This window comes from Priestia sp. SIMBA_032 (assembly GCF_046535215.1).
GTDB classification, from domain to species: domain Bacteria; phylum Bacillota; class Bacilli; order Bacillales; family Bacillaceae_H; genus Priestia; species Priestia aryabhattai.
Genome location: NZ_JAWRXD010000001.1, coordinates 756,723 through 771,549, shown reverse-complemented (window position 1 = coordinate 771,549; position 14,827 = coordinate 756,723). Strand labels below are relative to the sequence as shown.

Below are 14,827 nucleotides of genomic sequence, written 5' to 3'. Positions count from 1 at the left end.
ATCGGCGTCTTTTTTTGTGGTGTAAAGGGACTGATTATATAACCAAACGCATATACATAAACAATTTTGTTCAAATAATGGGACTTTTTACAAAAATAAGTCTTTAAATGGTAAGGAACATTAGGTATAATTTAGTAGTTATTTAGCATATTTTAGAAATGTTTGACTGAGTTCGTACGAAAAAGTGAAAGGGGAAATTTCATGTCATGGCTCACCAAATGGTCGTTTAAAAACAAAGCGGCTATCACCATTATGTCTATTTTAATTTTAGCTTTAGGAGTCATTAGTTATTTTACACTTCCGATGGAGTTCCTGCCGACGGCTGATCAGCCTCAGGTGTCAGTAGTAGTTATGGGGCAAGGAACGGATGCAGACTCCATGGAAAAACAAGTGACGTCACCGATTGAAGAAGCGGTCGCCGGTGTTAAAGGAAAAAGCAACGTGTATTCGACAACGGGAGACGGCTATTCGAAAATCGATATTTTATTTGAATCCAAAACGGATATGAAAGAAGCAAAAACAAACGTCCAAGAAGCGCTTTCTTCCGTGCAGCTTCCAGCCAATGTATCAAAACCTAATGTTATTCAATTAAACACCTCTATGATTCCCATCGCAGATATTTCACTCACATTTAAAGAAGGATTAACAAGAGACAATCTGGATCTTGCAGAGAAAAAACTGATCCCTAAATATAAAGACGTTAAAGGCATTGCGAGTGTTCAAACGTATGGAACAGCGGATTCCTATGTGTCTATTAAAGTTGACAATAAAAAATTGTCACAAAAGAACGTGACGATTGATAAAGTCATCAGCGTGTTAGAAGGAAAAAACGCGTCGCTTGCAGTTGGAGAAAAAGTCATTAATAACAAGTCGAGCAACATTAATGTAACAGGTAAAATTGACAGCTTGGACAAAGTGAAAAAGCTGCCGGTTGCACCGGATGTAATGCTAGGCGACCTTGCAAAAGTAGAAGTGAAAAAGCCTGAAGGCATCGTGACGCATATTAACGGAAAAGATGCACTTTTACTTATTGTGACAAAAGACAGTCACTCAAACGCCGTTAGCATTACAAAAGAAGTAAAAAAACTGTCTCAGCAAATCAGCAAAGACTATAACAATGTGAATGCTTCTGTATTTTTTGCAACGGGAGACAGCGTACAAAACTCTGTTCATTCAATGATGAAAGAAGTGTTGCTAGGCGCACTTTTTGCGACCATTGTCATCATGCTGTTTTTACGCAGCGTTCGCTCTACGTTTATCACGATTGTATCCATTCCGCTATCGCTTTGCTTTACGCTGTTCTTACTGTCTAAATCAGGCGTCACGCTTAATATTTTAACGCTTGGAGGAGTAGCGGTAGCAATTGGAAGATTGGTAGATGATAGTATCGTTGTGATTGAAAACATCTTCCGGAAAATGCAAAAAGAAGAGTTTTCGCTTGGCTTAATTATTGATGCCACAAAAGAAGTAGGCTCTGCTATTACCGCTTCTACGTTAACGACAGTCGCTGTCTTTTTACCGATCGGCCTTGTAAACGGAGGACTTCAGGACTTTATGCTTCCATTTGCTCTAACGCTGACGTATTCGCTGCTTTCTTCATTAATTGTGGCACTTACGGTTGTACCGTTAATGAGCGCGGGATTATTAAAAAACGAAAAACTTCGCAAGCACAAGCAGCCGGTTCGTTTTACAAAGGTCATTACGTGGTCGCTTAATCATAAATGGGTTGTGCTGCTGCTTTCACTGCTTTTATTTGTCGGATCTATTGGCGCGTACACAATAATGCCTAAAGGAGCGGTGGATAACTCTTCGTCTGACTTTGTAGGCACAACGTTAAGCTATCCAAATAATACGCCAATTAAAACCGTAGAAGAAAAATCACTGCAGCTTGAACGCTATATTTTAGCTCAAAAAGAAGTAAAAGAGGTATACATGCAGCTTGGTAATACGGACGAAGGAGCCAAGTGGGGAGACGTTGGTTCGCCTACTGAAGCTACGTATACGATTATCGTAAAAGACAGTGGAAATACGGATTCGCTAATGAAACGAATCCAAAATCAAAAGAAACTCTATGACGGAGGAGATCTTAGCGTCAGTGCTGCTTCATTAATGGGAGCTTCCACTACTTCCATTACCGTTGATGTGATTGGAAACGACATGAACAAGTTAGAAAAAACGGCAAGCAGCATTAAGAAAGAAATCAGCGATATAAAAGGAGTAGACAAAGTTTCTACGAACCAAGACGAAAAGAAAACGATTTACTCTCTAGACGTAGATCCAACAAAAGCGAATACGCAGCAAGTAGCGCAGCAGCTTGGCGTTATGCTGAACAAAACGCCGATTGGAGCGATAGATTTAGAAGGAAAACAAGCAAACGTACTTCTTGAATCTGTCTTAAATCCAACGTCACCAAAAGAGTTAAAAGATATTTCTATTATGACAGAGACAGGACCGTCACCTGTTTCAAAAGTGGCTTCACTAACGCAAGCTGAAAAGCCAACCAATCAGTTTCATAAAAATGGAGACCCATATATTCAAGTAACAGCAGATGTCAATCCAGAAAAGCTTTCAGAGATTAATAAAGACATTCAAACAACCATTTTTGGAAACGGTAAGAGTAAAGGACTGTCGATTTCAAAAGATGTTGACGTTGTAATTGGAGGAGCAAGCACGCAACAAGGAGAAGATTTCTCTGATTTGTTCATTACAATGCTTGTGTCGATTGGCATTGTGTTCTTAATAATGGTGATTACGTTCAAAACAATCCGCACACCGTTTGCGATTTTATTTTCGCTTCCGCTTGCAGCGATTGGTGCCGTGTTAGGTTTATTAATCAGCCGTATTCCAGTAGACGTAACGGCTTTACTTGGAGCACTGATGCTGATTGGTATTGTTGTAACCAACGCCATTGTACTATTAGACCGCGTGAAGCAAAATGAAAAGAAAATGATTATGCGCGATGCCATTGTGGAAGCAGCCGCTACGCGTATGCGTCCAATTGTTATGACGTCTGCTGCTACGATTTGTGCGATGCTGCCGCTTTTATTTAAACAAAGCGAAAGCGGAAGCCTCGTTTCTCAAAGTCTTGCAGTCGTTGTAATCGGAGGATTAGCCGTTGCGACTCTTCTTACGCTTGTAGTCATTCCGGTTGTATATGAACTGCTTCATTTTAGAAAATCGAAAAAGCAAAGAATACAGCAAAGACAGCAGGAAGACGTAACGCCGCTATAATGTTTAAAAGGAGCTAGGGCATAATTATTTTAGTTGAAGGAAGATCCGAACGATGAATTGAGATTCTTGAGAGAGAATCCGACTCGTTCGGATTTTTTTATTAGCAGAATGAACGCAGGTTTCATGTCTCTAGTTGCTTCTAGCTGGTGATTGGAGGGCAAGCGACGAGGAGTCTCTCCGGCCGCCCGCGGAATGCGAAGTCTTGCATGGAAATCACAAGCGGTTCAGCTCATTCCTCCCATTTATTCGTCTTTAGCTAGAATTGATTTGGTTACGTCCCAGCCTCTTTTTTATGAAACCTTTTGGCTAGTAAAACGTATAGTTAGACAAAGAGATGGAGGGATAGTATGTTTCAAATAAAAGAGCGATGTTCCGTTTGTCAAAAAGATATTCATCCGAATGAAGAAGTATGGATGCGGATGAAGTATCCAAGTAAAAGAGGCATGACCGAAATTAAAGCCTTTCTACATCAAGAAGCGCAGTGTGTATGCATGGACTGCTTTGAAAAAACAAAAAAATGAGTCAAATGCAGTGTTCTCTTTTCAAAATATTGACATATTATACTTTATAGTTTAATATTTAGATAATTATCTAAATACTTAAATATGATGGAGATGAACTTCAATTGAATGAAACGTTTAAAGCCTTAGCGGATCCCACTCGCAGAAAGATTTTAGAGCTGCTAAAAGAGCGGGATTTAACCCCAGGAGAAATTTCCGAGTATTTTAATATGACCAAACCAAGCATCTCAAATCATTTGAAAATCTTGAAGCAAGCGGACCTCGTTCAAGATGAAAAAAGAGGGCAGTTTGTGATTTATTCATTAAATACGACCGTTTTTCAAGATTTAATCGGCTGGTTTTTCAGCTTTCAGAAAGGAGAGAGTTAAATGAAAAAACACGTATTTCCTTTAAGCATTACTCTTTTAACACTAGTTGCCTGGCTGATTGCACTGCCGCATCTTCCAGCTACGATGCCCATTCACTGGGGAGCAAATGGAGAAGCAGACGGATTTGCAACGAAGATAAATGCAATGATCTTAACGGTAGGCATCATGGTACTTATTTATTTTATCATCGCATTTGTTCCGCGAATTGACCCGCGCAAAGAAAATTATAAGTACTTTTCAAAAACGTATAACATCCTGTTAAATGCCGTACTGCTATTATTCTTTTTTGTAAATATGAGCACTATTTTACAGGGGCTTGGCTATAACGTGCCGATGGCGTACATTGCTCCGATTATGGCTGGCCTCGTTTTTATCATTATCGGAAACTACTTGCAGCGCGTGCGCTCTAACTATTTTATGGGGATCCGTACACCGTGGACGCTAAGCAATGAAAACGTATGGAAAAAGACGCATCGTTTATCTGGAAAGATCTTTTTTATCGGCGGACTGCTAATTCTTATTAGCGCTTTTTTACCTGATGGATACAAGTCAGTTATCATGTGGGGCAGTATCGTTCTGTGCGTGGCGGTTCCTTATCTGTATTCGTACTTGGCGTATAAAAAAGAAATGGATATGTAAGCATACCAAAAAATCCGGTGAACATACCGGATTTTTTTATGGATAACATATCAGCCGTAACGCCACCGTTCGTGTCACGCCGGCTGATGGGAATAAATACAGCATAAATTATGAAACGCGTTTCAGGTCAAGAGCTGCTATGGAAAAACTTACATTTGCTTACGGTCGCTTGCTTCAGGCGGCTTTTCAATCCATCCGTTTTTAATCATCACTTCGCTGCAGCGCCCCGCTACTTTTAAGTCTCGTAAAATACATGCTTCACAGTGCCCGACAATATCAAGCCTCATGCTGGTGGTCATTGCTGTTGCGTAGTAAGTAATGGCCACCTTAAACATTGCGCCTGCATGAAACGTCATCAGCTTTTCTGAAAAAGGTGCGTGCGTAGACGTTGTGATTTCATTATCCAAAAGCGGAGGCGTATGAAGGTTTTCCTCATGCATGATGGAAGAGTAAAGCTCAATATGCTTATGCGCCACATCAAGCCCCGTCTCCATGACTTTCCGCACGTCTTTTCGTTTACTCACTTGTTTGAAGGCAATTAAAAGCGCTTTGGTTGCCATGCTTTTTCGTAAATTAAAATAAATATTCCCGCCTTCCGTTGCGTTTAAAAGGCGCTGCTTGCCGACAAAATCAAGAGCGTAAGTCAAATCTGTGATGGGCTCTTGTTTTTTCGGGTTTGAAAAATAAGGAGCCGGCACATAAAGATTTTTTGCTAAAAGCAGGTCGAGCGACCGATTATATACTTCCATCACATCTAAATTGCACTGATGATAATAATCTCGAAGATCTCGGCGAACTGACACGCTAAATGAAATGCCGTATCCTGCCAAGCCGTGAATCGTCATGTCATGAAGATACTTCAGCCAAAACGAGTCTGTAAAAGCGGAGGTGTGTGCAAGTCCACATCTTCATCTGTAAATCCGTTCGGCAGCGGAAAATGTTCAGCATGAAAATGGCAGTCAGCAGCTCAATATGCTTTTTCGATAACTCCAGAGAAAAGGCAAACAGCGACCGAATCTCGGCATCCGTTACGGTTGCAAGAACGTGTTTTGCTACGCAAGCCGCCAGCGTATCCTGATAGTACTGCGCGCATAGACTCGTTATTTCAGGCGAAGTCAAACGCTTGCTTTCTGCGTTCAATTGGCTTTCCTCCTATCTATAAAAATGGCACGTATTTATAAAAAACAGATAAGTATAGTGTGGACAAGGGTGTGTTAAATTATTCCATGAGTGAAGAGGGATAAAATAGAAAAAAGACCTGCCCGGCAAAGAGCAGATCTTTATGTATAGGGTTTATTTTTTATTCAGTGCTTTTTCAATTTCAGGGTAGGTAATGCCGTATTTTTTAGAGACGGTAACTAAACCGATAATTTCTTCTTCAGTAGGTGGTCCGACTTGCGGCAACGGAGCATTTTCGGGAACCGAAGTACCGAGTTCTTTAACGAATGAATCAAAGCCTGCAGGAGAAGCAGTAAGGATGAATTCCGTTTCTTCTGGTCCGGTCACAAAGCGATGCTGAATACCTCGAGGAGCAAAAACATAATCTCCCGCTTTTGCTTCAATTATTTTTTCTCCTACGTAGAAAATCATCGATCCGCGCTTTACGTAAAACGTTTCGTCTTCATGTTCGTGAAGGTGAAGCGGGGGACCTTGGTTTGCTGGTTTCACTACGTGCGCTACGGCGTAAGCTCCGTTTGTGTCTTCGCCTGATACAAGAAGCGTTACTTTTTCATCAAGAAAATGAAATGTGTTTTGATCGTGTGGTGTACGGTGAAAAGCGTTTGTTAGCTGATTATGAGTTGCTGTCATCCTTTTATCTCCTTAAAAAACATATTTTGAGATTATTGTATACTAATATAGACGTTTTGTGTGTGAAATAATAGTTAAAAAGAATCGTTTATTTACATTTATTATCTTTTTGTAGTTCTATTGTTATTAGTTATGAATTTTTAATAGAATTCCCTCTATCTATTTTCCAAAACTACCCAATATGCTAACATAAAGATAGAATTCCTAAATGGACAAATGATGTGTGAGATGTAAAAGGAGAGTTTCGATGAAGTTGTTTAAAGATGCTTCTAAACGGGAGCATCAAAATTGGAATAAAGCTGTGTCGGCAGGTTTTTATATCCTTTTATCCTTGCTTTTTGTGAACATAATAATGCATTCCTATAATGGTGCCGAGTTAATGTCGTCGCTCTCGGTGTTTTGGACAGGAATCATTGTGACGTTTGGCTATCAGTTCATTTTAAATAGAAAAAGTGAAAAAAATGAATAAACAGCCTTGGCACCGTTCAGAAAAATTTCTGCTGCTGCTGTGCTTTTTTGCACCACCTATTGGTTATGTGGCGGTGGTGATGAATAGGAAAAAGCTAAGCCGAGAACAGTGGCTGAGTAACTTAACGGTAGCTACTATTATCATGTCTATATGGCTGCTGAAGTTTTTACCGCATCAGTGGGAAACGATTATTTTACTAACGGGAGCGGGAATCTATTGGTATCACCGAATGTTAAAGAAGTTTAAAAAGTAACAGCAGGGATAAAGAAAGTTAAATTTTACGCATTGATATTTTGAAAAAAGAAGTTAAAATATTATAGTAATACAAATTTGTTCTACCCATGTAAATAAAAGTATTTATTTAATATGTTTTATAATTAGTTAAGAATAGAGCCAACCAAAGCGGTTGGTTTTTTGCATGAGTTCATTCTTTTTTTGTGGAAATTGAAGAATTGTATCCGATGTAAAGCTAGAGCATATAGGCAGGTTTTAAAACTGTCGGATCAGTTCTTTAAACAGGAGGCCGTCACTAGTGTCGATAAAGAAAAAGTTGTCCGTATTCTTTACTTTGCTGGTATTGTGTATTCTACTAGCAAATAACACCTTGCACTACATTCGATCAAAAAATAGATTAATAGAGTTTAACCAAAAGGAAATTACGCTGGTAACAGAAGAAATTGCGTACGAAGTCGAAAATTCCAAAAATAGTGCTTCCTATATGGAAGATCGAATGGCACAAGAATTACGAACGGCTTCAATTGCGATTCAACAGTCTTTGCCTGCTGATTATCATGACATCAGCAACGACCAGTTAAAACAACTGGCTAAAAAACTGATGATATCTCACATTACATTATTAGCTCCTGCAGGAGACGATATTATAGGCGTAAAATCTTCTGATCCTAAGGAAATCAATATGTCCACCAAAGAGTGGGGCTATTGGTATACATCTTTCCAGCAGCTTCTTTCACAGCAGCCGGTTACTACCAAAAAAGGATTTGCTTTATCTCACTTTTGGAGCGGGCCGATTGAAATAGCTTCCAGCAACCCTAATCACATTGACAAATGGGGTTATTATTACGACGGGTCTACTAATTATATTATTAACCCTTATTTTCGTGATAAGCATGTGCTGGATTTTGAAAGGAAATTTGGTCCTACGAACGTAATGAACCGCTTTACTGAAAATCTTGACGGCGTTCTTGAACTGACCGTTTTTAATCCTAAAAATTTCGGAAGAAAAAATCAAAACGTATATTTAAACGGCAATAAATATATTAAAATAAAAGATCAGCCGATTTGGTACGGAACATACACGTATCGAAATACTAAACGTGACGAACAGTTTATTCAAAAAGCCTTAAAAACAGGAAAATCACAAAGCTATACTGCTGCCATTAACCATAAAAAAGTATTAAAAACATTGGTGCCGATTAAAGAAAAAAACTCTCCAGCTTATGTAATAGGCGTAGTGTATGACTACGGACTTATTGAAAAAGAGCTGCAGCAAGAACTAATCAAACATTTACTGTTGTCTCTTCCGTTTATCTTTATTGTTCTTATTATCAGCTTTGTCTTCTCTACATCGATTACGCGGCCAATTAAACATATTATGGAGCACGTAAATCAAATCGCCAAAGGCAATTTTGGCAAGGTGCTGAATGTAAGAAGAAAAGATGAGCTGGGAGGACTTGTGGCAAATATCAACCACCTTTCTCACTTTTTAAAAACATATGTGGACGATTTAAAGAAAAGTCAGGAAGAAAGTGAGTATCATGCGTACCACGACTTTTTGACAGGATTGCCGAACAGAAGATATTTTAAAGAAGAATTAAACAGGCGCTTAATTGAGTCGAAGGAAAAGTCCATTCGTCACGTAGCCGTGTTATTTATGGATATAGACCGGTTTAAAGATATTAATGACACGCTAGGGCATTCAAAAGGAGATCAGCTTATACAGCTGATAGCCAACCGTATTAAAGAATGTCTGCCTCCTGCTAACAGCTTTCTTACAAGGCAAGGAGGAGACGAGTTTGTCATTTTATTCAGTGACTTTACATCGGAAGAAGTTGAACGTATCACCGAGAAGATTATTGCTTATGTTCAACAGCCCTGCTACATTGACAATGATGAAGTTTTTGTTAGTATCAGTAGCGGGTTAAGCTTTTATCCGGAGCACTCTACGAATTTGGACACGCTTATCACGTACGCAGATGTCGCCATGTATGCTTCAAAAAGACAAGGCGGCAGCAAAGTAAGTATTTATCATGATTCGTTAAATCAAAAACAAGCTGAAAAAGTTCACATCGAAACGCGCTTGCGAAAAGCAATTCAAAAAGGTGACATTGACGTTTACTATCAGCCGAAAATAGAAGCGAAGTGCAATGTAATCACCGGCGTAGAAGCATTAGTTCGCTGGAATGACGCAGAGCTTGGATTTGTTTCTCCCGAAGTGTTTATCCCTATAGCAGAAGAAGCGGGTTTGATTCAGTCTCTATGGGAAGTTGTCATGAAGAAAGCTTGTTCCCAAGTCAGCAAATGGAACAAGGACCGAAACGAAAAAATGACGCTGGCGGTTAACTTTTCTCCGCGACAATTTCAAGATTCGATTGTTTTAGTTAAAGAAATCAACCAATTTCTTTCGCTCCATAAATTTGATCCTGCTTGGTTTGAAATGGAAATTACGGAAAGTACATTGCTGATGAACGCGGAAGAAACGATTAAAGCTTTACATCTGTTAAAAAAGTATGGTATATCAATTTCTATCGATGATTTTGGAACTGGATATTCTTCGTTGAGTTATTTAAAAAAATTACCCATCGATTGTTTGAAAATCGACCGGTCTTTTATCCAGGATATTCAAGAAGATTACAGCAACAGTGAAATTGCGCAGGCGATTATCAGCTTATCTCAAAGCTTAAAGCTGCAGGTAATCGCGGAAGGTGTAGAAGAAGAGTATCAAAAAGCGTTTTTAATGGAAAATGGCTGTGATCATATGCAGGGATACTTGTTTAGCAAGCCTCTTGCTGCAAAAGATTTTGAAGCAGCTTTTTTAAATAGCTGAAGTAAAACCATCATTTGAAAATAAACTTACTAAGAAAAGGGAAGAGGACATAAAAAGATGGCACTTAGTACACAAAATTTAATTGCTCAAAAATTTTTAGAAACAGTAGGAACAAATTCAACTGAAATAGATAAAAAAATAGGTCAAGCTGACACATTTATGAATGCAGTGAAAGAACTGATCGATTTATGCGGAGATAATCCGGAAAGAGACGGCCTTGAAGAGACGCCTTACCGCGTGTTAAAGGCATTTTTGGAATACACGGAAGGCTACCGAGAAGATCCGAAAGCTCATTTAGAAAAAACATTCGATGTGAATCACAACGAACTGGTGTTGATACGAGATATCGAGTTTCATTCAATGTGTGAACATCACTTTGCGCCGTTCTTTGGTGTTGCTCACGTTGGGTATATACCGGATAAAAAAATTACAGGTTTGTCTAAAATCGCTCGTACGGTAGAAGGATATGCAAAGAGATTTCAAGTTCAAGAACGTCTAACAAATGAAATTGCAGATGCAATTGAAGAGGTGTTAGAGCCTAAAGGAGTTATGGTGGTTATTGAAGCGAAGCATATGTGCATGTGCGGAAGAGGAATTAAAAAATCTTCAGCTTCTACAGCGACTTCATCCGTTCGAGGAACATTTATGGAAAAACCAGAAGTTCGAGGAGAATTTTTATCTCTTTTACAGCGACAAATGTAAAGAAACACAAAGCCATATAAGCTGAGAAGCAGAAGCGAGGTGAGCTGTATGCAACACGTTGACGTACTGATTATTGGCGGAGGGCCCGCTGGTATCTCTGCTGCCGTGTGGTGTAAAAGGCTAGGCGTTGAGTGCTTGCTTCTTGAAGAGCAGGCACAGTTAGGCGGACAGCTGTTTACGATTTATAATGAGATTATTGATTATCCCGGAATACAAGCGGAAAATGGAATTGAGATGCAGCGTAAAATGGTTCAGCATTTTATCGATATGGACTGCTTATATGAAGTAAATACAAAAGTAATTTCTATTAATGAACGTTCTAAAACAGTAAAAGTAAAGCAGCAAGAAACGGAAAAGGAAATTGGCTATACGTATCTTATTTTAGCAACGGGTTCTAGTCAGCGAAGGCTCGGAGTGCCGGGTGAGCAGCAAATGATTGACCGAGGAGAAGTATATTCAGCTTCAGCAGACGGAGAACGGCTAAAAGGTAAAAGAGTTGCTCTCATTGGCGGAGGAGACCGGGCGTTTGAAGGAGCACATCTTTTAGCATCACAAGCAAAAGAAGTATATCTGATTCATCGTTCTACGCATTTTAAAGCAAGAGAACAATACGTTGAAAAGGTTTTTTCCAATCCTAGTGTTAAGGTGATGACAGATACCGAAGTGACGGCTATCCACGGAAAGAATCACATCACATCGATCGATTTAAAAAGTAAAAACAGTGAATGTAAGAACCTATCAGTAGACGCAGTGCTGATCAGACTAGGCGTAGCTCCCAATGTTGAACTCATTAAAGAAAAAGTCACCACTACACAAAGCGGGCTCATCGTCATCAATGAAGTGCATCAAAGCAGCGACCCATCTATCTATGCAATTGGAGACGCGTGCACGACTCCTTTGTTCTCTAGTATCAGCTCTTCAGCCGGTCAAGGAGCGATTGTAGCCAAGCATGTATCGAGCCTTTTGAATGATTGATAATATAAAAAAAGCATCTATCAAATTGATAGATGCTTTTTTACGTGACATAGTAAAAGAAACATAGCAGAAGTACATTCACAGGCAGACAAATTGTTTGGAAAAAAGCAATGTAGTTTTTCGGAGCAGCGCTGATTCTTTTTACTAAAATACACTCGGTAATGAAATTAAAGAGAACCATGATAGTAGCGACCATTATATACGTCCAGACGTTCTGCTGAAACAAACGAGTAAAAAGAGGCGAGAAAAGAAGTAGAAAAGCAGCAGTTTGAAAGGAACCCTTAGAAAATAAATCATGTTTTTTAGCACTTTGCGTCACGCTATCCCTCCTTTATATGTTTTATTTTACCAAATGGAAAAGACTTTAAAAACCTTTTCGGCTATCTTCACCTGAGATGTTCCTCATTTGGGGAAAGTAGGGTAAAATATATGTCAAATGTAACTTATTCTACTAGTATAGAAGAAATAGATAAAAGGAGGCAGCATGAGACCTTGCCAGATAAAAACACGGAGAAGGAGCAGTCGATCATGATCATGAAACATCTTGATCGTTTGAACACGCAGCTTTTAAAAGAATACAGTGAAGGTATTTTTTTTATCAACTGTGAAGGGGATATCATGTTTAGCAACGAAGCAGCCTTCAAGCTAACAGGAAACGAGCATAAACAAAAAAGCCAGCAGCTGACAGCTCTTATACATAAATCGAAACAACAGCAAGCCCAAGAGCTTTTTCAACGTGCTTTAAAAGGGGGAAAAGTTCATTTTTCAACGACAATCAATCATAAAACAAAAAAAGGACTTCATTTATATATTACTCTCATTCCTATTATCGTAAATGAGCAAGTAGCAGGAGTCTATGCCGTGTGCCGAGATGATTCAAAAGAGCAAGAGCGCTCTAATCACATTTCTAAATTAGAAACGCATTTAAAAATGGAGCAAAAGCTTGCGAATGTAGGAAGCTGGTATTACGACGTAGGGGAAGATAAAAGCTATTGGTCACCTCAGCTGTATAATATTTGCGGATTAAACCCTAATCAGTTTTTTACTCCTTCTTTAAAAGAAGTTCTTCAATTTATCAGCGGCTGTGATCAAAAAAGGTTAGAAAAAGCAGTTATAGAGGCACTTTCAACAGGAGAAAGCTATAACATTGAATACACGCTGATACGGCCAAACGGTGAAGAACGTACGGTGTTTGAGCAAGCGGATGCACTAGTAGATGAGCAAGGAAACGTCATACAGCTGATTGGCGTAGTTCATGATATTACCGAATCGAAAGTGATTACGAATGAATTAAAGCAAAAAGAACAGCAGTTTCAAACGATTTATAACAATTTGGATGCCGGAATATGGTCCGTTGATGTGCAGCGCAATAAAATGATTGTATGTTCAAACGGTGTTAGCAATATTTACGGAGAAGATGTGATTAAATTTTTAGAAGATAGAGATCTGTGGGAAAGCTTTATTCACCCTGAAGATAAACCAGCTGTGGCAAAAGCGCAGCATCAGCTGCAAAAAGGAAAAACGATTCGTCAGCAGTATCGGATCTACACTAAAAAGGGTGAGATGAAATGGGTAAAAGGTCGATGCATTCCAACACTTGATGAGAACGGTAAGCTGGTACGCATAGACGGCATTGTTGAAGATATCACTGCAGAAAAAAAGTACATGGATCAAGTTGAATATCTTGCGGCTCATGATCATGTGACAAACTTGCCAAATCGAAGAAAGTTTGAAAGAGAATTAAAAAATTTCATTCGGCAAATGAAAAAAGAAAAAGATTCATTAGCGGTCTTTTATCTAGGAATGAATCGCTTCAAGCATATTAATGAAACATTAGGACACGACGTAGGCGATCGCCTGCTACAGTCTATCGCCAATCGGTTAAAAAAGTTCGTAACGCCAGATGTGATGCTAGCTAGAGTAGGAGAAGACGAGCTTGCGATTTGTTTTTTATCTCTTTCACATATGAATGAATGTCAAAAGCTAGCCGCTACTCTTTTTCAAGAAATCGAAAAAGAAATTACTATTGACGACTTTTCTCTCTATGTCACAGCCAGTATCGGAATCAGTATCTACCCGCATGACGGAGAAGATGTGAAGATGCTACTAACGAATGCCAACCTTGCTATGCGTCGTGCCAAAGAAATCGGGCGAAGCGACTGGCAGCTGTATTCACCGTTAATGGACAGCGAGACGTATAAAAGCTATCATCTGGAAAAAGGTCTGCGCAACGCACTTCTTCAAAATGAGTTTTTTATTGAATATCAGCCAAAGGTTCATACAAACAGCAGAGAGATTGACAGCATCGAAGCGTTAATTCGCTGGAATCATCCAGAATGGGGACGCGTATCACCAGGAGACTTTATTCCATTAGCAGAAGAAACTCATTTAATTATCGAACTCGGCGACTGGGTAATCGAGCATGTGTGCAAGCAGCTGCAGCAGTGGAAAAATCAAGGATTACAAACCGTGCCCGTTTCGATTAACGTTTCGTCTAAACATTTGCTGAAACGAGGATTTGTAGAGCACGTTCAACAAACGTTAGCTCGTTACAGCATCGACCCTTCATTCATTGAATTTGAAGTGACGGAAAGCTCCATTATTCAGTATGAAGAACACGTAAAAAAAGTCATAGACGAATTAAAGAAAATTGGTGTAACGTTTGCATTAGATGATTTTGGCACAGGCTTTTCTTCGTTATCACACTTAAAAGACTTCGAATTTAACACGTTAAAAATCGACAAAACGTTTATTCAACACGCTACTGATAAAGGAAAGCAGCAGGCTATTACACAAAGCATTTTGTATTTAGCGAATGCCCTTAACATGAAAGTGATCGCAGAAGGCATTGAAACAAAAGAACAGCTGGCTTTTTTACAAAAGCACGCATGTTCATTTATTCAAGGATATATTGTCAGTCAACCAGCGGCTCATCAAAAAACCGCAGAATATTTAAAAATGCGATTTTTATAAAAAAAAGTGATGTCTCGTCGAGACATCACTTTTTTAAGCTTGAATATGTTTTCGAAGCGTCCAAATTTGATGAACC

Annotated in this window: 14 protein-coding genes; 10 read left to right on the top strand and 4 right to left on the bottom strand. The window is 39.1% G+C overall.

The genetic code is table 11. The features are described 5' to 3' along the window. The first annotated feature begins 201 nt into the window (after nucleotides 1-201). The 4 genes from SB717_RS03825 (at nucleotide 202) to SB717_RS03810 (ending at nucleotide 4,759) form a co-directional block, all read left to right on the top strand. On the top strand, nucleotides 202-3,231 hold the full coding sequence (locus tag SB717_RS03825; RefSeq protein WP_410903274.1) for an efflux RND transporter permease subunit: 3,030 nt from the start codon (nucleotides 202-204) through the stop codon (nucleotides 3,229-3,231). Nucleotides 3,232-3,578: 347 nt separating this feature from the next. Beyond that, nucleotides 3,579-3,752: a Fe3+ hydroxamate ABC transporter substrate-binding protein gene (locus SB717_RS03820; RefSeq protein WP_410903273.1), complete on the top strand. Its 174-nt coding sequence runs from the start codon at nucleotides 3,579-3,581 to the stop codon at nucleotides 3,750-3,752. A gap of 104 nt (nucleotides 3,753-3,856) precedes the next feature. After that, the gene (locus SB717_RS03815) at nucleotides 3,857-4,120 is read left to right on the top strand and encodes an autorepressor SdpR family transcription factor (RefSeq protein WP_074678772.1); all 264 of its coding nucleotides are present in this window, start codon (nucleotides 3,857-3,859) and stop codon (nucleotides 4,118-4,120) included. Continuing rightward, nucleotides 4,121-4,759, top strand: a complete 639-nt coding sequence (locus SB717_RS03810) for an SdpI family protein (RefSeq protein WP_410903272.1) — start codon at nucleotides 4,121-4,123, stop codon at nucleotides 4,757-4,759. A 149-nt stretch (nucleotides 4,760-4,908) separates the two neighbouring features. Here the strand turns inward: SB717_RS03810 and SB717_RS03805 are convergent, their stop codons facing one another. The 3 genes from SB717_RS03805 to SB717_RS03795 all read right to left on the bottom strand — a co-directional run bounded on the left by SB717_RS03805 (nucleotide 4,909) and on the right by SB717_RS03795 (nucleotide 6,568). Continuing rightward, nucleotides 4,909-5,604, bottom strand: a complete 696-nt coding sequence (locus SB717_RS03805) for a DUF3231 family protein (RefSeq protein ID WP_410903271.1) — start codon at nucleotides 5,602-5,604, stop codon at nucleotides 4,909-4,911. Nucleotide 5,605: 1 nt separating this feature from the next. Beyond that, nucleotides 5,606-5,899, bottom strand: coding sequence for a DUF3231 family protein (locus tag SB717_RS03800; RefSeq protein WP_410903270.1), 294 nt, complete (start codon nucleotides 5,897-5,899; stop codon nucleotides 5,606-5,608). 153 nt (nucleotides 5,900-6,052) lie between these two features. Beyond that, complete coding sequence (locus SB717_RS03795) at nucleotides 6,053-6,568, bottom strand: cupin domain-containing protein (protein ID WP_410903269.1); 516 nt, start codon at nucleotides 6,566-6,568, stop codon at nucleotides 6,053-6,055. Between the two features lie 247 nt (nucleotides 6,569-6,815). On the opposite strand from SB717_RS03795, the gene SB717_RS03790 reads away from it, so the two are divergent. The 5 genes from SB717_RS03790 (at nucleotide 6,816) to SB717_RS03770 (ending at nucleotide 11,778) form a co-directional block, all read left to right on the top strand. Further along, nucleotides 6,816-7,037 (top strand): hypothetical protein, encoded by a 222-nt coding sequence (locus SB717_RS03790; protein ID WP_144645594.1) that lies wholly within the window; start codon nucleotides 6,816-6,818, stop codon nucleotides 7,035-7,037. Beyond that, the gene (locus SB717_RS03785) at nucleotides 7,030-7,290 is read left to right on the top strand and encodes a hypothetical protein (protein WP_410903268.1); all 261 of its coding nucleotides are present in this window, start codon (nucleotides 7,030-7,032) and stop codon (nucleotides 7,288-7,290) included. The genes SB717_RS03790 and SB717_RS03785 overlap by 8 nt, the downstream gene beginning before the upstream one ends. A 279-nt stretch (nucleotides 7,291-7,569) precedes the next feature. After that, the gene (locus SB717_RS03780) at nucleotides 7,570-10,101 is read left to right on the top strand and encodes an EAL domain-containing protein (protein WP_410903267.1); all 2,532 of its coding nucleotides are present in this window, start codon (nucleotides 7,570-7,572) and stop codon (nucleotides 10,099-10,101) included. Between the two features lie 57 nt (nucleotides 10,102-10,158). Further along, nucleotides 10,159-10,803, top strand: a complete 645-nt coding sequence (gene folE / locus SB717_RS03775) for a GTP cyclohydrolase I FolE (protein WP_045294699.1) — start codon at nucleotides 10,159-10,161, stop codon at nucleotides 10,801-10,803. A gap of 48 nt (nucleotides 10,804-10,851) precedes the next feature. Further along, nucleotides 10,852-11,778 (top strand): NAD(P)/FAD-dependent oxidoreductase, encoded by a 927-nt coding sequence (locus SB717_RS03770; RefSeq protein WP_410903266.1) that lies wholly within the window; start codon nucleotides 10,852-10,854, stop codon nucleotides 11,776-11,778. 40 nt (nucleotides 11,779-11,818) lie between these two features. Here the strand turns inward: SB717_RS03770 and SB717_RS03765 are convergent, their stop codons facing one another. Then, the gene (locus SB717_RS03765) at nucleotides 11,819-12,097 is read right to left on the bottom strand and encodes a hypothetical protein (RefSeq protein ID WP_410903265.1); all 279 of its coding nucleotides are present in this window, start codon (nucleotides 12,095-12,097) and stop codon (nucleotides 11,819-11,821) included. A gap of 209 nt (nucleotides 12,098-12,306) precedes the next feature. Between SB717_RS03765 and SB717_RS03760 the strand changes: the two genes are divergently transcribed. After that, a complete protein-coding gene (locus tag SB717_RS03760) occupies nucleotides 12,307-14,751 on the top strand; it encodes a sensor domain-containing protein (protein WP_410903263.1) in 2,445 nt (814 codons plus the stop codon). Nucleotides 14,752-14,827: the final 76 nt, after the last annotated feature.